The following is a 17,506-nucleotide window of genomic DNA, read 5'->3' as shown; positions in this document are numbered from 1 at the left end:
GAAGTGAACAATAGCGATATTTCCAGCTTTTGATTCCGATCCAACTAAACAAGGAGAAAAGACATGAACAAGTTAGAACTTCAGAAGACGGCCAATGAGATCCGCAAAGGGATCGTCAGCGGCGTTCATGCAGCAAAGGCCGGCCATCCGGGCGGATCTCTGTCTGCAGCCGATATTTTCACGTATCTGTATTTTGAAGAAATGAACGTGGATCCGAAAAATCCAAAAGATCCGGACCGCGATCGTTTTGTACTTTCGAAAGGCCACACAGCGCCGGGACTCTACGCAGCACTGGCTGAAAAAGGTTACTTCCCGAAAGAAGACCTGCTGACCCTTCGTCACCTTGGCTCTTACCTGCAGGGACATCCGGATATGAAACATATCCCGGGCGTTGATATGTCAAGCGGTTCCCTCGGACAGGGAATCTCCGCAGCAGTCGGAATGGCACTCGGTGCAAAACTGCAGAACAAAGCATTTCGTGTTTATACACTTCTTGGCGATGGTGAAATCCAGGAAGGTCAGGTCTGGGAGGCAGCCATGTTTGCCGGAGCAAAACATCTGGACAACCTCGTTGTGATCGTAGACAACAACGGACTTCAGATCGACGGAAACGTAGCAGATGTCAACAGTCCGTACCCGATCGACAAAAAATTCGAGGCATTCAACTTCCACGTAATCAACGTAGCGGACGGCAACGATTTCGATCAGCTGAAAGCTGCATTTGATGAGGCGCGCACCGTAACAGGCATGCCGACCGCCATCATCACAAAGACCGTAAAAGGAAAAGGCGTTTCCTTCATGGAGAACCAGGTAGGCTGGCACGGAAAAGCTCCGAACGATGAAGAGTACGCAATTGCTATGGCAGAACTGGAAAAGGCAGGTGAAGCGTTATGTCAGAAGTAAAGAAAATCGCAACAAGAGAAAGTTACGGTAATGCACTGGTTGAACTTGGCGCAGAGCATGACAATCTGATCGTACTCGACGCTGACCTTGCAGCAGCAACCAAGACCGGTGTGTTCAAAAAAGCATATCCGGACCGCCACATCGACTGTGGTATCGCAGAATGTAATATGATGGGAATCGCTGCCGGTCTTTCCACCACAGGCATCGTTCCGTTCGCAAGCACCTTCGCGATGTTTGCCGCAGGCCGTGCGTTTGAGCAGGTGCGCAACTCCATCGGATACCCGCATCTGAACGTAAAAATCGGTGCTACCCATGCCGGAATTTCCGTAGGAGAAGACGGCGCAACACATCAGTGCAACGAGGATATCGCCCTGATGAGAACCATCCCGGGCATGGTCATCCTGAACCCGGCAGATGATGTAGAGGCAAAAGCCTGCGTGAAAGCAGCTTATGAATACAACGGACCGGTTTACCTTCGTTTCGGACGTCTGGCAGTGCCGGTGATCAACGACAGACCGGATTACAAATTTGAGCTCGGAAAAGGCGTTGTTCTTCGTGAAGGCAAGGATGTCACCATCGTTGCAACAGGCCTTTGCGTAAGCTCCGCTCTGGAAGCAGCAGAGAAACTTGCCGCAGACGGCATTGATGCCAAGATCATCAACATCCACACCATCAAACCGCTGGATGAGGAGCTGATCGTTGCAGCAGCAAAAGAGACTGGCAAAGTCGTAACCGTAGAAGAGCACTCGGTGATCGGAGGACTTGGAAGCGCAGTCTGCGACGCACTGGCAGAGAAATGCCCGGTTCCGGTGAAGAAAATCGGTGTACAGGACGTCTTCGGAGAGTCCGGCCCGGCAGCCGCTCTTCTTGCAAAATACAAACTCGACGGCGAGGGCGTTTACGAGCAGGTAAAAGAGTTCTGTAAATAAGATTTTTCGAAATAAATGACAAAAGAAAACAGGCAGAGGCTACACCGGAAAACGGTGCGGTCTCTGCCTGTTTTGTTGTCTGCAGTTTTTCTTAAAGCAGAAGTTCGCTTGTCCCGGCCGCCTCAAGTTCCCGGCAGGCGAGCAGGATTCCCTGCGAGATGGATTCCGCCATATGGAAAATCGTGGCAAGCCGGGTTGTCTGCAGAAGAAGCTGTTCAAAACTGCCCGATACATTCACAATGCCTGTGATAAAAATATCCCCGACCTCGGGCAGCGTCTTCCCTGCCCCCGCGCCCGGCCGGATCGCCCCGTTTCCGATCGTGATATATCCCTGATGACGCCGCGAACCAAGCGAAGCATCGATCGCAACGAGCAGTGCCTCCGGGTGGCGGGAATGGATGTACGAAATCCGGTCCGGTAGATTCAGGGCGTGCACCGGGTCATCCAGCGTTCCATAGACATGAAAAACGCGGCTGCAGTACGGCGAAAGCTGGTACCCGATCAGCGGTCCTAAGGAATCCCCAGTGATCCGGTCGCTTCCGATGCAGAGAAATACCAGTTCACGGAACATGCGTCCGTCCTTTTGAATGCAGTAAGAAAACAGCGACGCCAGCTCTTCGCTGGCGCTGCGGCTTCGCTCATTGATGTAGTAAACTTCGGCGTCTTTTTTTCGAAACATGACCGGTACCTGCCTTTCAGAAGAATCATCCACAGTTTAACCGTATATGGTATAAACTATTCCTGCAATGAAAAAAACATGACATGCCCTCCGGTGCAGAAAAACGGGAAAACAGTCGGAAAAAACCGTGACAGCCCTGCCCCAAAACGATCTTTTTCGCGGAACATCCGTGATAAAGTAGGCAAAAAGGGGTGAAAAGCATGATTGAGATTGTCTATAAAGAAAACAAAGAGCAGGCGAACGGCAACGAAGGATACTTTCATCTGCCGAAAAATATCCGCCAGGTCGGTGATACGAACGGCAGGGAGCGGATTTATCTGGAAGATTATGTCGGAACCTTTCTGAAAAAATATTTTTCCGCACCGGAGGGACGTGCCGCCATGCTGTTCGGCGAATTTAAGTGGGCGGACGGAATTTCCTACTTTTTTATCCGCAGCGCGGCCGCGATTCATACGATGGAGCCGGCGCCGGATCACCTGGTCTTCGATGATGCAGTATGGACGGAGGTCCACGATGTGATGGAAAAATATTTCAAAAACCAGCAGATCCTCGGCTGGGCACTTTCTCTTCCGGGATACGGGGAGGATCTGAATGAACAGATCATCCGAGCGCATCTGAACCACTTCGGCGGAAATGACAAGACGCTGTTCCGCGTCAACGGACAGGAAAAAGAGGAAACCTTCTATACGTACGAGGGCGGCACCCTGCGGAGCACGGGAGGCTTTTACATTTATTATGAAAAGAATGAGCCGATGCAGTCGTATCTGATCGATCAGAATCAGAACCGGTCGATCGAAAACGGAGAGAGCGTGCCCGACCGCGCGGTCAGCGATTTTCGGAAGATGATTGAGGAGAAGAGCGGGGAGGAGCCGGAACACGATCACAGAAAGCCGATCCTCTATGCGATGACAGCATGCGCGGCTGCGGCGCTTCTTGTAACGGTGACGCAGAAATACGGAGATGCGCTGCCGTTTCCGGGGAAAACAAAGGAGCAGACGGTAGCAGTGGCGGGAAACGTACAGGGAGAGAAGACACAGACGGCGGAGAGTGCAGCGGAAGCATCAGCGGCGGAAGAGGGAAACACAGGGGAAAATACTTCGACGCCGGAAAGCACAGGAACGGAACTGGAAACGGAAAATGAGAGCGGGAGCGCGGCGGTAAGTGAGGAGCAGAATTTATCCGGAACGGATCCGGCAGGCAGCGGAGAGCAAAGCACATCCGGCGGGGAGCAGACTGGTGCAGCGGAGAACAATACCGGTACGGCGCAGACAGATCCAGCACCGGGAGCAGAGCCATCGTCCGCCCCGGGAACTGCTTCCGGCAGTGAGACGGCAGAAACCGCCGCACAGGTCTGGCAGGAGTACACCGTACAGAAGGGGGACAGCCTCTCGAAAATCAGTGAGAGATATTACGGAACGATGAGCAGAGTGAAAGATATCTGCGAACTGAACCAGATCGCGGTGGAAGATCTCATATATGCGGGGCAGAAAATATACCTCCCAAAATAGAGAAAAATATGGTACACTAGAGCGGAATCAAACTGCGGCCGAAAGGGCGGCAGAAAATAAGTCCGAAAAGAACATAAGGGGAATGAAAATGGACGGAAAAAACAGAGAAGAACAGGAGAACGGAGCAAAAGTCCGGGATCTTGAGGAGTATAAAGCAGAAAACAGAAAAAGAAAACGCAGACGCCGGATCACCGTTGGAATCCTTGCAGGAGCCATTCTCGCGGCCGGAATTGGTACAGGGGTATGGCTTCAGCTGCGTACTTTTCAGGGATACGACACAGTACAGGCAACAGAGACCGAGGACATCGATACGTATATGTTTCAGAAATCCGGAAATAAGATCGTGCGCTACGGTATCGACGGCATCGAACTGCGCGACCGGAAAAATCAGACCCTCTGGAGCGATCATTATACCATGGAAAATCCGCAGATGATATCCTGCGGCGATGCAATTGCCATTTACGATAAAAACGGAACCAAAATTGTTGTATACGATGCCGATGGAAAGGCCGGCGAAATTACCGCGTCGTATCCGATCGTGAAAGCATCCATTGCAGGCCAGGGCGTCGTTGCGGCGATTCTGGAAAACAACGGGGAGAGCTGGATCAAATACTATAATACCGATGGAACGGAGATCGCCTCCTCTCACCCGAACATGGACAGCCCGGGCTATCCGATGGATCTCTCACTTTCTGCGGACGGACTCTGGATGGCGGTTTCCTACGCTTACGAAGACGGCGGCAAGATGAAATCACAGGTCGCTTTCTACAATTTCGGAAGCAGGGGCGAGGATCTGGTGGACAATCTTGCAAGCTCATCGAGCTACACCGATATGCTGTGCCCACAGATCGAAACCGCGGGAACATCCTCATGGGTTGCCTTCTTTGACAACGGCTTCCGCGTTTATGAAGGAACAAACAAGCCGAAGGAAACGGTGAGCGTATCGGAAGATGGAGAAATTTTAAGCTGCGCGTATGCGGACGACCGCGTGGTTCTGATTCTGCGCGGGGAGAGTGACGATCATCCTTACCGGATGAAAATCTACAATCTGAAAGGAAAGCAGCTTGCGGATGAAAATCTGGATTTCTATTACCAGAACCTTCAGATAGAAGAAAAACAGATTCTGCTGACGAACCGGCAGGAGCTGTGTGTATATACCTTAAATGGAAGAAAGAAGTACAGCGGCGTGGTCAGCGAAACACAGATTCACGAGATCCTCGGCATGGGGCAGAACCGGTATCTGCTCGCGGAGGAGGACGGCGTTTCGATGATCCGGCTGAAATAGGAGAAGAAAAACATGAATTGGCTGAGATACGTATTACTTGCGGTGTGTATTCTTTCCGCGCTGGCTGGATATCGAAAGGGGCTGGTCCGGACAGTGCTGTCCATGGTGTCCCTGATTCTGGTGACAGGACTGGCGATCTGGATGAATCCGTATGTGACGGATGTGCTGAATGAGCGGACGGAGCTGCCGCAGTATGTGGAGAAGAAATGCTTAGAGACATTTGAAAACAATGAATTTCTGTCGGGGGAAAACCAGGATGTGCAGAAGAAATGGCTGGAGAGCATGGGCGTGCCGGAGGAGCTGGTGAACCAGATTCTCGGAAGCGGCGCGGTGCGGGAGTACCAGGAGGAACAGCTGCACAGTTTGGCATCCTACGCGGCGAAGGCGGTATCGGAAAAGATTATGAAAGGGATTGCTTTCTTTCTGACGCTGGTGCTTGCCGTTGTTTTCGTGACGATTGCGGTGAAAATTGTGGAATTGATTGCGGAGATTCCGGGGATCAGCTTTTTGAACCGCATGGGAGGAGCAGGACTTGGTGTCGTGCGTGCGGTGCTGTGGATCTGGATTTTCTTTGCGGTGGTGTACTGCTTTCAGGCGACACACTGGGGGAATGTATGCATGAAGCAGATCCAGGGCGATATGGCGCTGGCATGGATTCGGGAGAATAATCCGGTGCTGATGCTGTTGAAGAATGTATTATAAGATGAGAAAAAACGGTTCCTTGTGGGGCCGTTTTTTGGTGGGAGGGGGGACGAGGAAAAGCGGGCGTCGTGTGGGCGGCGGATGCGGTGGGAGGGGAGAAACGTGCCGGGGTGCGGGGCTGTGATTTGGGTGGGGCGGAGACCTTGGCGTGGATGGGACGGAACGGGGGAGCACCGAGACAATTCGTCAGGAAAACTGATGTTTTCCCGACTCAGTGTCTCTTGAAATCCGGCTTTGTGAGCCGGATTTCATCTCCCCCGTTCCGTCCCGTCCGCGTCAGGTTCCGCTCCCACCCAAATCAATGCCCCGCGCCCCGGCACGTTTCTCCCCTCCCACCGCATCCGCCGCCCACACGCCGACCGCTTTTTCTCTGAAGTTGAGAGCGGAAGAATCTGCTAGATAGAAGGGGATAAGAATGGAAATGAAAGAACAAATAGGATATTAGTGGAAAAAGTTGAGAGTTGTGGAAAATATGGGGGTTGAACTGATATGAAAAGAAATATCTATAAATATACGTATTTATATAAAAAAAATTACATGTTTTTGTGAAAAAAATATTTATGTGAATTTATAATGAATAAAAACTGAAAATATGTACAAAAAGCACATTGAAAAAAGAAGAAATATAGATATAATGTAAGTATGTAGACGAAAAAGAAAAGCTGAACAAGACTATTTGCATATGAAAAATAAAAAAAACGATGGAAAATATGTAATTATAGATGACGGGACAGCAGGGGGACTGTTTCTGAGTGAGAATGAATACTATGTTGATGAGAATAAAAAAGTTGTTTTGTGCAATTCTGAAAAAAAAGATAATCTGTTTAGAAAGAGATATAAACTAACACATGGCGATAAGTGTTATAGTATCATCAAATATTTTTGCCCAGAGGTAGAATTTATCTCTATAAAAATTATGGAAACAGGGGAAAGAGGTAGCATTGATTCATTCAAAGCGGCGTTAGAATGGTGCTTAAAAGAAAAGATAAAACTTGTGCATATGAGTGTTGGAACAACAAATTATATAGATGCAAAAAAGATAGAAAATATTATAAAACAAATGGTTTCTAATAAAATGATATTATGTGCAGCGCTATCAAATACAAACTTTCCTACATGGCCGGCATGCTTTGATGGGGTTTTCGGGGTAAGAAATTATATTGCTAAATTGCAGGAAAAAGAAATTTCGGTGTCTAAATCATTTCCTTTTTCGGAAATGAATTCGATACAGTTAAATTTTGATGACGTTTTAAAGAAGATTGTTGGGAAAGAATACAAATCAAATAGTTTTGCAGCTCCGATTATTACTGTGCTTTTGATATGTTATTTAAGGAAAAATAAAAAAGGTTCATACCAAGATGCAAAAAAATTTATTATGAATCATATAAACAAATGTATCTATGAAAAAGAATTGGAATGGAATGGGATTGTGAATAATAAAGCGTGGTCAATTCCGATAATTTTAACACGTACTGTTATTGGGGCAAAGTTGTTATATGAGTGTTTTGGGAAGGAAGACTATGAGTGTATAGTATTAACATCAGAAAAGAACCTAAAAGAGTCTTGCGTGGCAGAAATTCCATTAGAATTTTATACGCATGGGAATGTGACAGAGACGTTAATAATGGCAGTAAATACAATATACAATCCAGATGTGCTTATTATTCAAACGGATAAAAATATATTTGAAAGTAATAGTTTGATAGATTTTGAGGTTTTTGATAAAAAAGGATGGAATGTGAAAACAAGGATGGAGCAAATGCAGTTTGAAAATTGTTATAACGCATATAAATGGATAATAATGCAACTTTTAGACGACTAAAATTTACTGGATTACTTTTGCGATCGCAATGGGTAATAAAATTATGCTCGAAGGGAGGTATTCAAATGAAGAAAACGCTTAAAAAGAAAGAACATAAGGGAAGAAATAATGTGAGTGTTTATGCAAATGGACCGTGTTCATGCACATGCTTTTCTACGTGTGGGTCTGCCTATGTTCAGAAAGCTCAGGCGCAGAATCAGTTATACACAAGTGTATTTGGATCTAATGCTAATCACTAAAATGTAAGAAAGATGAGGGTTGCTACAGTGTTAATTAGTGGTAGTCCTCATTTTAATTAGAGGATAAGTTTAAAAGTTGATTTAAGCATTATAAAAAATCGTTTAAGAATATGGCTAGAAGTATTATAGATCCTTTGAAATAGCGTTTGTTAAAATGTTGATATGTTTGTTGTAGAGTAAAAATGCTGACAATAGTAGATTTGATGAAAGAGAATAGAAATGATAGAAGAAAAAGTGAAAGATATATTAAAGAAATATAGAAATTTAGAACAGAAAAAAGACTGGAAAAATCAAAAGCTTTTAGGAAATGATCTAAAATTCAGCGCAAGAGATTTGATAAATGTATATGTGGAGTTAGAAAAAGAATTTGATATTCATTTTAAGGAAAAAGATATTGTGGCTGGAAAATTTGATACATTTGATGACATAATAAAATTGATTAACAAAGAAATAGCATATAAAACAAGAGGAAAAGAACATGCATAAACCATTTATTCATTGTTTCAAAACTGCAAAAGAATATTATGTATATGATGTGAATACTGATAAAATTATTCAGGTGTCTTTCGAAACATATAATTTTTTGGAAAACAATATTTGGGATGAAAAAGCGGAAAGAGAAATAGAAAAGCTAATAAATGAAGGATATTTGAAAAGAACGCGGGTAGAAGAGGTAAAACATTTTGCTACGGACTTTTTAGAATCTTATTTAGAAAATAGAATGAATCAGTTAGTTTTGCAAGTGACACAAAAATGTAATTTGCGTTGCAGTTATTGTGTTTATTCTGGTGATTACAAAAATAGAAATCATAGTCAAAAAGAAATGAGCTGGGAAACTGCAAAAGAAGCAGTAGATTATTTGTATGGGCATTCGATGTCTAGCGAAGACATATATATATCATTTTATGGCGGAGAGCCATTATTAATGTTCAGATTGATAAAAGAAGTAGTTGAGTATGTGAAGAGAGAATATTGCCAAAGAACGGTACATTTTAATTTGACCACTAATGGAACGTTGTTTACACCAGAAATTGTTCAGTATTTTATTAAAAATAATATACAAATTATGTTTAGTTTGGATGGGCCTAAAGAAGTGCACGATAAAAATAGAATATTTGCAGGAAGTAATAGAGGATCATTTGAAAAATTGAGAGATAGCATGAAAATGATATATAGTATGGACAGAAAATATTATAAAAAAAATGTGTCTTTCAACACAGTGTTAGATCCCCAAAATGAGTTAAGAACAATATATGAGTTTTTGGATAAAGATAGGCTGATTTCGAAAAATTTGAGTAGAATATCTGTTTTGAATGATAATTATACGGATAAACAATGTGAATTTAGCGGAGAATTTGTTGAAGAACAGGAATATGAATATTTTAAATGTTTTCTTTCAAAATTAAAACGAATTAATGAAAAATTTGTGGCTAGAGCAGTAAAAGAAGAATTTGATAATGAAATGAGAGAAATTAAACAACATGAGGAAAAAATGCAAGAAGAGATTTCAAAGGTAAATCATCATAGTGGTCCCTGTATTCCAGGCGCGAAAAAAATTTTTGTAACAGCAGAAGGAAATATATATCCGTGTGAGCGAGTGAGTGAAATATCAGAAGTTTCCAAAATAGGTGATATAAAAAAAGGAATAGATAAAAACAAAGTGTTAAATTTGCTAAATATAGAACGATATTCGCAAGACCGGTGTAAGGATTGTTGGGCATATCAACATTGCACAATTTGTATAGCATGTGCAGATGACACTAAAAATATTTCAAATAAAGAAATAGAAAAACATTGCTGGAAGGTTAGAGGGGGATTTGAAGAGGCAATGAAAAATTACTGTACTTTAAAAGAACTTGGTTATAAATTTGAGGAGTATGAATGAAAATGTTAAAAAGAGTAGGTATATTTCCGGTAGATCAAGAAAGTATAACACTATTTGAGAACATACATGAATGTAGATATGGTGAAATTATGCATATTGCTTCAATAAAAGCATGGGGACTTTGCGGGAAAAAAATTCAACGTTGTGATGGTAGTGAGATAATAATAGAGGAGGGAATAGGTAATATTATAAAAGAATGTGAAGTGTTAATTCTTCTTGAAAGTTGGCACGATGCATCGCCTGAATATATAAAGAGCGTGGTGAAAACAGCAAAGCAGAAATCCATAACGATAGTTTCTATTAATAATATCAGGAACAGTTTAGAGATAGATCAGCATTATGAAAATGTCGTTGTTGCTAAAAAATTAAAAATTCAAAAAAAGTGTGACGATTTAAGAGTAAGAAAGATAAATATTCCGGTTATTTGCGTTTTGGGTTTGACACAAAATAGTGGAAAATTGAAAATGGAATTAGAACTGCAAAAATGTTTGAAACAAAAAGGATATAAAGTTGCAGCAATTGTTTCTGGATTAAATGGATTAATTGGGAAAGATACATTTTGCTTTGAAAAGAAATATTTAAATGGGAAAAATAGGAATGAAGAGATAATTATAAATATAAATGCGGCTGTAAAGCGGTTAGAACAAGATTATGATATTGTAATTGTTGGGATACCAGGAGCATGTCTCTCGTTTAATCCACAATATTCTAATGATTTTGGCATTACTACACAATTGTTTATGTGTGCAATAGAACCAGATTATAGTGTTTTGATGCTACCATATATGCGCTATGAAGAAGCGTTTATTAGTCATGTTAAAGATGAGGTTCAAAAAAGATATGATATTACAATTAATGATATTGGAATATCAGAATTTGCAATTGATATGGATGCGAGTTTTGAACAAAAAAAGATGTGTTTTTTAAAATTAATTGACAAGGAAAGGGATTTTGAGCATTTGAAAAAAATATCAGTTGTTGATATTAAAAGTGATTCTCAAATAGAAAAATTGAGCGATAGGATTATTTGGACACTTGAAAATTAAACATAAGCTTGTCGCATTTTGAAATATATAGGGGGAAGAAAGAATATGTTGAAAAGAGCAAGCAGAAAATTAAGAAGTACTCCTGCGAAAACATTGATGTATATCATACTGTTTTTAGTACTTTTCCTGGCGATATTTTCTATGCTGATGATTGGAATTGCAAGTGGAAATAAAGTGAAAAGAGCACAGGAAACATTGGCCAACTCTATTACTCTGCGCGGGCCGGCCGAGGGAGAAGCTGGAAAATCATGTACTGTATATGCGATCCCGTCCGCAATCGTAGAAAAGTTCATTGACAGCAATTATGTTCAGGGGTACACCATGGAAGCGGGAACATATTGGCTTGATCCGGTGGATACGGAAACATATATCAGCGAGGAGACACAACAGCGCCTAAAAGGTTATCTGAAAGATTCAGGCATGTATACGATGACGGCTGTTGGAACACTGGACTGCGCATACGATACCTATTTTCTGGCAAAGGGTTACAGGATTGTGGAAGGAAGCGGACTGAGCTACGGAGAACGGGGCAAATACGAAGCTGTGGTAGGAGAAAAATACGCCGAAAAAAATCATCTCCATGTGGGCGATACTGTTAAATATAAAATGGAGCAGGGAACGATCGAATACTATAAAGTAAGTGCCCCGGAAGAAATTAGTTTCAAAATTCGAGGCATTTACAGAACTCCAGAGGTTTATCAGTCCGATTCCGTTGTGAATGACTGGCACAATAATTTAATTTTTATTCCACTGGATATTTTCTGCGAGTATTCTATGAAAGCATTAAAAATTCAAAATGTGGGATTTAATACAGTTACGGTCTATTTGAAAGATACAAAATCAGTTGAACCATTCATAGAAGAAACAAAAAACAAAATAAAAATAGGAAGTGTGGATGATGTTGTACAGACCGATGAAAATGGAATACGTTCCAGCGTAAAGCCAATGGTAATATCACAGCAGGATTTGGAATCTGGAGAATGGTCCTATCAGTTGATTCGAAACAAGGAATGGTATGAGATGGTTGCGAAACCTGTTGAAAAATTGAATCGTCTGATAGGATATATGATCGTAGGATTTGTGACTGCCGGAATTTTACTGTTCGGCATTCTGACCAGCCTGTCAGTCAAAGGGCGAAAACGTGAGATTGGAATTTTACTTTCGATGGGGGAACACAGAAAAAGGATTTTAGGACAGTTCGTTTTGGAGAATTTGGTTCCGGTTTTGATTGCCCTGGTTTTTGCGGCGCTGTGTGCGACACCAACAGCAGAGTATTTCGCAGATCGGATGATTTCGAATCAGGCTGAGAAAGTGGAGCAGGAAAATGAAGATCTGTCGGGAAATATTAAAAACGCGCTCCCGACAAGCGAAATAGCTGCGTATGAATCAACGGGAGTAACTGTTGATACGGATTTGTCCATTGAGTGGAACTGGAAAATCATGACGGGGATGATTCTTGGTATTTTAGATCTTTTCCTTTTGATATTAATTCTGCAAGTCGGCAAAATAACTAGAGAAAGCCCGGCATCTATATTGCTGGACAGAAAGTAGGTGTTCATGAAGAAAAAAAGAATGATAATGATCGTAGCGATGGTTCTGGTGCTGGTATGGCGGGAAGACGTTTTTGCAGTGGAATCTGGAACGACACAGGTTTCGCTACAGGCAGACTGGCTCCAAGAGGGAGATTACCAGTATAGCGTGGAAGAAGATGAAACTGTAACTTTACGAAACTATATCGGGACGGAAAGCGTGATTGTCACACCGAAAGAAGTAGGTGGGAAAGAAGTGACGAGAATCGGAGATTCCTGCTTTTTGAGAAAAACGGATCTTCGGGCAGTGCAGATATCCGAAGGCATTGTTGAAATCGGGGAATCTGCCTTTGCGGAAGATGGTCAGTACAGTGATACAACTGCTGGGTTTATCAGCATTGTAATGCCAAAAACACTAAAAAAGGTAGGAAAAAGCGCATTTCAGGGAACTAGAATCACACAGATTTATTTTTATGATGGTTTAGAGAGCATTGGTGATAATGCCTTTATGTATTGCTCTTCTTTGTCAAAAATACGGATTCCAGATAGCGTGGAGAAAGTAGGACAATTTTTATTTTTGGGAGCTGGAAAACCCTATGAAGAAAGTCAAGATAGTGCGATGAAGATTTTTGGCGGAAAAATAGCGGAAGAACTTGCAAAAGATAATCAAAGAGCCGAATATGGTGGTGAAGAAATGCAGGAAATTTCGATCCAGTATTGGCTTGAGAAGAAGGAGAATGAAACGAAAGAAGAGGTTATAGGACAAAAATATTTTGATAAAAATGATACAGGCTTTGAAAAAGTATTTTTTAAGGCTCCTTCGAGTGGAGAAAAGCAAAGTGGGAAAATAGTCTGGATGGACATATTTCTTGGGGTGTGTATGGTTGGACTAATAGGAATCAGTGTTTGCTTAAAGGATTAAAAATATTATATTTGTGAACAATGAAGAAAATAATAGAGAATAATAAATGTTTATATTTTTTAAAAGAGTTACTCAAATATAAAAAAGAAATAGGTATTTTGAGTATAAGCACTATTGTTTCTACAGTAACTGTATTTCTGCAACCATTATTGATAAAACAGATCACAGACATCGGAATACTCGAAAAAAATATGCCCCAAATTGTTAATGGAGTAGCCGGTTTATTTGTTTGTGTGCTGGTATATTTAATGATTGAAGTTGTGCAGGCAAAAACTTTTGCAGAAATACATAATTCATTCTATAAGAACTTGTATTGCAATGTATTTCGAAAATTATTGCATTTAAAAAAACATTATTTTCAAATGAAAAATAGTATGGAAATAGTGCAAATGTTACAATGCGATGTATCTCAGGTTGCGTCTATGACAGATAGATATGTAGTGATGAGCTTTTCGTATGTTTTTCGTGTAATTAGTGGACTTGCTGGACTTATGCTGTTGAGTCCTGAACTGTTATGCATTGTAGTGATAGTAATTCCAGTGAAATACGTGTTAGTAAAATGTCTTGCTAAAAAGCGTGAGAAAAACATGAAAATGTATATTCAAGTTGAGCAACAATTTGGAGGATGGCTTGGCGATACAATTAATACTGTGGAAGAAATTAAATTGTGGAATCTATATGAATTAAGAAAATGCGAATTTTTAAAACAGATTTGTAAATCGTTAGCGGTTGAAATGAAAGGAACCATGATTGAGACATGGAATATTTTTGGGGATGCTGTTTTAGAGTGGGGTGTAACAATTCTTATTTATTTAGTTGGTGGATATTTGGTGTTCGTGGGAAAAATTTCCATAGGTTCAGTTTTTGCTTTTGTTTCTTATTCTAGTTATGTTACAAGACCGGTAAATAGTTTAATTGATCTGCGTATGCATTTTGCAAGTGTCAAACCGTCCGCTGAACGACTTTATACATTTTTGAATATGGAAGAGGAACGAAGTGGAAGTAAAAGAGTGGAAAAAGAGATTTCGCCAATATTAGAATTTAAAAATGTGAGATTTCAGTATACAAAGGATAGGGAAGTGTTAAAGAAAGTATCTTTTAAACTTGAGCCGGGAGAAAAAGTGGCTATTATTGGAAAAAATGGAAGTGGAAAATCAACAATTTTGGAATTACTATTACGATTTTATGAACCGGAAGAAGGAGAAATTTTATGTAATGGTGAAAATATAAAAGTGCTAAAATTATCAGAATACCGAAGCCTTTTTTCTGTTGTGAGTCAGAAATCAGCGTTGTTTTTGGGGGACATTGTGCAGAATATAGATTTGGAGGGGAAAGCAGACAGACAAAAACTGAATGAGGTACTAAGGAAAAGTGGCGTGAAAAAATACTTGCAACGTTTTCCAGAAAAAGAAAAAACACAAATAGGAGATGATGGAGCATTTCTTTCAGGAGGAGAAAGACAAAAGCTTGTGGTTGCACGGGCACTATTGAAAGATGCGCCGGTTATGCTTTTTGATGAAGCGTCCAGTGGATTTGATGTAGAAGCCAATGAATATCTTTATAAAATTATAACAGAAGAAATGCCGGAAAAATCTGTGATTTTTATTACACATCATTATGATAAACTGGAAAAATTTGATAAAGTATATTTGGTAAAAGATGGGTTTCTTACGGAAGTGAGAACTGGAAAAATGTAGAGGCGACTAGATTATAGTAGAAAGGAACAATATGGCAGAACTGGAATTAAAAGAGGTAAGCTATTTTTACGAGAGCGGCGGAAAGAGAATTGATATTTTGGATAAAGCCAGCTATTCATTTGAGAAGGGTACTCTTTACACGATTGTTGGTCCTTCTGGATCGGGGAAAACAACGACGCTGACTTTGGCGGGTGCGCTGGAAGAACCTAAGAGCGGCTGCGTGTGCTTTGAAGGAAAAGATATCCGGGAAATTGGCTATACAAGATATCGAAACAGCAAGATTGGAATTGTGTTTCAGGCGTATAATCTGCTGCCTTATCTGACCCCGCTGGAGAATGTGCTGGCGGCAATGGAAATTACGTCAAATCCGATTAAAAACAAAAAAGAACGGGCGCGGGAACTTCTGACACGAATGGGAATTACAGAAGATCAGATGAACCGCAATATCAATAAACTTTCAGGAGGCGAACAGCAGCGCGTAGCGATTGCGCGTGCGATTTCGACAAATGCAGAGGTGATTCTTGCGGATGAGCCGACGGGAAATCTGGACGTTGATACGGCGGCTGGCATTGTGAAAATTTTCAAAGAGCTGGCTCATGAAGATAAGAAATGTGTAATAGCAGTTACACATTCGGAAGCATTTGCCGCGGAGGCAGATGTGGTGGTACGGCTGGAAAAGAAAAAATTGCAGGATTAAACATGAGGGGGAGGGAAAGTTTTTATGAACTGGATCAAAAGAGCATTTCGCAGTATTTCTTATCATAAAAAAAATACAATTCTGATGTTTTTAAGTTTCCTGATTTTATCCATCCTGATCCTGTTTGGCTTATGTATCCGCGCGGCAAGTCGGGAACGGATATGGGAGATTCGGACGAGCATCGGAGGAAGCGTGCTTGTATCGAATGAGCGTCAGATATACAGTGAAGAGCCGCGCGGTGTGAATTCGATTTCACATCAAAAATATTTGGAACTCTGCGCTGATGAAAGAATTCGGTTTGGCAGCTGTAATACGGTGACAGCTGCTCTGGCGGATAACTTTACAGCTGAAATTATGGACGGACAGGAAGAAAATGGAACAGAAAATATTTATGTGGAGGGATCATCTGATCCTGTCGAGTATTTTAGTTCTGTTTCTTCTGTAGTTACACTGATTTCGGGACATGTACCGCAGAATGCAGAAGAAGCGGTAGTCAGTGATGGGATTGCGGAACGGAATGGACTGGGAATAGGAGATACCATAGCTGTTCTTTCACCATACACAAAGGAGCGGTATACATTTAAAATCAGTGGTATTTACAGTACGAACGAGGCAGCTTACAGTGGAAATGTGGTATATAATAACCCAGCAAATGCTATCTATACCCTGGATACACCAGTTTATGAGATGAATGAAAATGATAATGTAAAAGAAATTACATTGCAGTTGAAGGACCCGGAAGAAGGAAGAGCGTTTGCTGAAGATGCGAAAAAAATGCCGGAATATATCAAAGAAGAATATGATATGGACTATACGGTAAATGTTTCAGCTTATAAAGCGGTGGCCGACAGCCTGAAGAGCCTGGCAGGGATTTCGAATCTCATGGTGATAGTTTCCGTAATCCTTGGAACTATCACATTAAGTTTTTTGATTCTTATGAATTTGCGGGATCGCATGTTTGAGATTGGCATTCTTCTTTCTGTTGGAGAAACAAAGATGCGGATTATGCTGCAGATGTTGATGGAATCTTTTTGCCCGGTATTGCTGGCAATTACAGCGGGGGTAATTTTTTCTTATCCTTTGGCGAATGTGATAAAAATAGCTGTAGATCTTTCGAACGGTGTGCAGGCTGCAATTAAGACACAGCAGATTATAATATTGTATCTTTGTGGAATGGGGGTTGTGCTGGCTTCTTCTATGGTTATGGTATACCAGATTGTACGATATCAGCCGAAAAAGATTTTGATGATGGAGTAAAAAAAGAAATAGTCAGATAAAATACTGAATATGCAGAATTGACCGTATTTTTCTAAAAATAAGAAAATTCGAAAAAAGGTGTTGACTTTTGCTTTTGGCGGTGTTATTATAACTAAGCTGTCAGCGAGAGCTGATGCAAAAGAGTTCTTTTGAAACAGAAAAACCTAGTTCGGAGCCGGGTGGCTGCCGCGGGTTGCAAAACTACTTCAAAAAAACTTGAAAAAAGTTCTTGACAAAAGCAAATGAGTTTGATAGAATAAACGAGTTGCTGATCGAGAGAACGGCAGAGAACAAAACGTTCTCAGGAAGTTCGAAAGAGCTTCAAAAAAATTAATTAAAAAAGTTCTTGACAAATGAAAAGCTCTGTGATAAAATAAACGAGCTGATCCGAGTCGGAACGGCAGAG

General features: G+C 41.4%; 15 protein-coding genes. 14 read left to right on the top strand and 1 reads right to left on the bottom strand.

Going from position 1 to position 17,506, the window contains the following annotated elements:
* Nucleotides 1-63 precede the first annotated feature (63 nt).
* Together PGS38_RS13200 and PGS38_RS13195 are read left to right on the top strand one after the other, a co-directional pair.
* The gene (locus PGS38_RS13200; protein ID WP_055219293.1) at nt 64-903 is read left to right on the top strand and encodes a transketolase; all 840 of its coding nucleotides are present in this window, start codon (nt 64-66) and stop codon (nt 901-903) included.
* Nucleotides 891-1,832 carry a transketolase family protein gene (locus tag PGS38_RS13195; RefSeq protein WP_055219295.1) on the top strand — a complete coding sequence of 314 codons (942 nt, stop codon included), beginning with the start codon at nt 891-893 and terminating at the stop codon, nt 1,830-1,832. The genes PGS38_RS13200 and PGS38_RS13195 overlap by 13 nt, the downstream gene beginning before the upstream one ends.
* Before the next feature lie 91 nt (nt 1,833-1,923).
* On the opposite strand, the gene yyaC is transcribed toward PGS38_RS13195, so the two are convergent.
* Nucleotides 1,924-2,511, bottom strand: a complete 588-nt coding sequence (yyaC, locus tag PGS38_RS13190; protein ID WP_022463275.1) for a spore protease YyaC — start codon at nt 2,509-2,511, stop codon at nt 1,924-1,926.
* A gap of 200 nt (nt 2,512-2,711) precedes the next feature.
* Between yyaC and PGS38_RS13185 the strand changes: the two genes are divergently transcribed.
* The 12 genes from PGS38_RS13185 to PGS38_RS13130 all read left to right on the top strand — a co-directional run bounded on the left by PGS38_RS13185 (nt 2,712) and on the right by PGS38_RS13130 (nt 17,100).
* Nucleotides 2,712-4,019, top strand: coding sequence for a LysM peptidoglycan-binding domain-containing protein (locus PGS38_RS13185; RefSeq protein WP_226906423.1), 1,308 nt, complete (start codon nt 2,712-2,714; stop codon nt 4,017-4,019).
* Nucleotides 4,020-4,107: 88 nt separating this feature from the next.
* Nucleotides 4,108-5,304, top strand: coding sequence for a DUF5711 family protein (locus PGS38_RS13180; RefSeq protein ID WP_118641040.1), 1,197 nt, complete (start codon nt 4,108-4,110; stop codon nt 5,302-5,304).
* A 12-nt stretch (nt 5,305-5,316) separates the two neighbouring features.
* A complete protein-coding gene (locus PGS38_RS13175) occupies nt 5,317-6,006 on the top strand; it encodes a CvpA family protein (RefSeq protein WP_055226862.1) in 690 nt (229 codons plus the stop codon).
* 682 nt (nt 6,007-6,688) lie between these two features.
* On the top strand, nt 6,689-7,828 hold the full coding sequence (locus tag PGS38_RS13170; protein ID WP_055226864.1) for a S8/S53 family peptidase: 1,140 nt from the start codon (nt 6,689-6,691) through the stop codon (nt 7,826-7,828).
* A 458-nt stretch (nt 7,829-8,286) separates the two neighbouring features.
* Nucleotides 8,287-8,553, top strand: coding sequence for a hypothetical protein (locus tag PGS38_RS13165; RefSeq protein ID WP_055226866.1), 267 nt, complete (start codon nt 8,287-8,289; stop codon nt 8,551-8,553).
* Complete coding sequence (gene ccpM, locus PGS38_RS13160) at nt 8,546-9,952, top strand: Cys-rich peptide radical SAM maturase CcpM (RefSeq protein WP_055265672.1); 1,407 nt, start codon at nt 8,546-8,548, stop codon at nt 9,950-9,952. The genes PGS38_RS13165 and ccpM overlap by 8 nt, the downstream gene beginning before the upstream one ends.
* 2 nt (nt 9,953-9,954) lie before the next feature.
* Complete coding sequence (locus PGS38_RS13155; RefSeq protein ID WP_055226872.1) at nt 9,955-10,998, top strand: P-loop NTPase family protein; 1,044 nt, start codon at nt 9,955-9,957, stop codon at nt 10,996-10,998.
* Between the two features lie 141 nt (nt 10,999-11,139).
* Nucleotides 11,140-12,549: an ABC transporter permease gene (locus PGS38_RS13150; protein WP_158554998.1), complete on the top strand. Its 1,410-nt coding sequence runs from the start codon at nt 11,140-11,142 to the stop codon at nt 12,547-12,549.
* Nucleotides 12,550-12,555: 6 nt separating this feature from the next.
* The gene (locus PGS38_RS13145; RefSeq protein WP_022463281.1) at nt 12,556-13,449 is read left to right on the top strand and encodes a leucine-rich repeat domain-containing protein; all 894 of its coding nucleotides are present in this window, start codon (nt 12,556-12,558) and stop codon (nt 13,447-13,449) included.
* Between the two features lie 20 nt (nt 13,450-13,469).
* Nucleotides 13,470-15,146: an ABC transporter ATP-binding protein gene (locus tag PGS38_RS13140; protein WP_055226874.1), complete on the top strand. Its 1,677-nt coding sequence runs from the start codon at nt 13,470-13,472 to the stop codon at nt 15,144-15,146.
* Nucleotides 15,147-15,177: 31 nt separating this feature from the next.
* Nucleotides 15,178-15,843, top strand: a complete 666-nt coding sequence (locus PGS38_RS13135) for an ABC transporter ATP-binding protein (RefSeq protein ID WP_055226876.1) — start codon at nt 15,178-15,180, stop codon at nt 15,841-15,843.
* A 24-nt stretch (nt 15,844-15,867) separates the two neighbouring features.
* Nucleotides 15,868-17,100: an ABC transporter permease gene (locus PGS38_RS13130; RefSeq protein WP_055226878.1), complete on the top strand. Its 1,233-nt coding sequence runs from the start codon at nt 15,868-15,870 to the stop codon at nt 17,098-17,100.
* Nucleotides 17,101-17,506: the final 406 nt, after the last annotated feature.

It is taken from the genome of Fusicatenibacter saccharivorans (assembly GCF_027667425.1).
GTDB classification, from domain to species: domain Bacteria; phylum Bacillota; class Clostridia; order Lachnospirales; family Lachnospiraceae; genus Fusicatenibacter; species Fusicatenibacter saccharivorans.
Note: the sequence above shows the minus strand (reverse complement) of the source record. Positions and strands in the feature narration are given on the sequence as shown.

Coding starts and splice junctions, on each gene's coding strand:
- PGS38_RS13200 (WP_055219293.1), top strand. CDS start 64: ATGAACAAGTTAGAACTTCAGAAGACGGCCAATGAGATCCGCAAAGGG.
- PGS38_RS13195 (WP_055219295.1), top strand. CDS start 891: ATGTCAGAAGTAAAGAAAATCGCAACAAGAGAAAGTTACGGTAATGCA.
- yyaC (WP_022463275.1), bottom strand. CDS start 2,511: ATGTTTCGAAAAAAAGACGCCGAAGTTTACTACATCAATGAGCGAAGC.
- PGS38_RS13185 (WP_226906423.1), top strand. CDS start 2,712: ATGATTGAGATTGTCTATAAAGAAAACAAAGAGCAGGCGAACGGCAAC.
- PGS38_RS13180 (WP_118641040.1), top strand. CDS start 4,108: ATGGACGGAAAAAACAGAGAAGAACAGGAGAACGGAGCAAAAGTCCGG.
- PGS38_RS13175 (WP_055226862.1), top strand. CDS start 5,317: ATGAATTGGCTGAGATACGTATTACTTGCGGTGTGTATTCTTTCCGCG.
- PGS38_RS13170 (WP_055226864.1), top strand. CDS start 6,689: ATGAAAAATAAAAAAAACGATGGAAAATATGTAATTATAGATGACGGG.
- PGS38_RS13165 (WP_055226866.1), top strand. CDS start 8,287: ATGATAGAAGAAAAAGTGAAAGATATATTAAAGAAATATAGAAATTTA.
- ccpM (WP_055265672.1), top strand. CDS start 8,546: ATGCATAAACCATTTATTCATTGTTTCAAAACTGCAAAAGAATATTAT.
- PGS38_RS13155 (WP_055226872.1), top strand. CDS start 9,955: ATGTTAAAAAGAGTAGGTATATTTCCGGTAGATCAAGAAAGTATAACA.
- PGS38_RS13150 (WP_158554998.1), top strand. CDS start 11,140: ATGCTGATGATTGGAATTGCAAGTGGAAATAAAGTGAAAAGAGCACAG.
- PGS38_RS13145 (WP_022463281.1), top strand. CDS start 12,556: ATGAAGAAAAAAAGAATGATAATGATCGTAGCGATGGTTCTGGTGCTG.
- PGS38_RS13140 (WP_055226874.1), top strand. CDS start 13,470: ATGAAGAAAATAATAGAGAATAATAAATGTTTATATTTTTTAAAAGAG.
- PGS38_RS13135 (WP_055226876.1), top strand. CDS start 15,178: ATGGCAGAACTGGAATTAAAAGAGGTAAGCTATTTTTACGAGAGCGGC.
- PGS38_RS13130 (WP_055226878.1), top strand. CDS start 15,868: ATGAACTGGATCAAAAGAGCATTTCGCAGTATTTCTTATCATAAAAAA.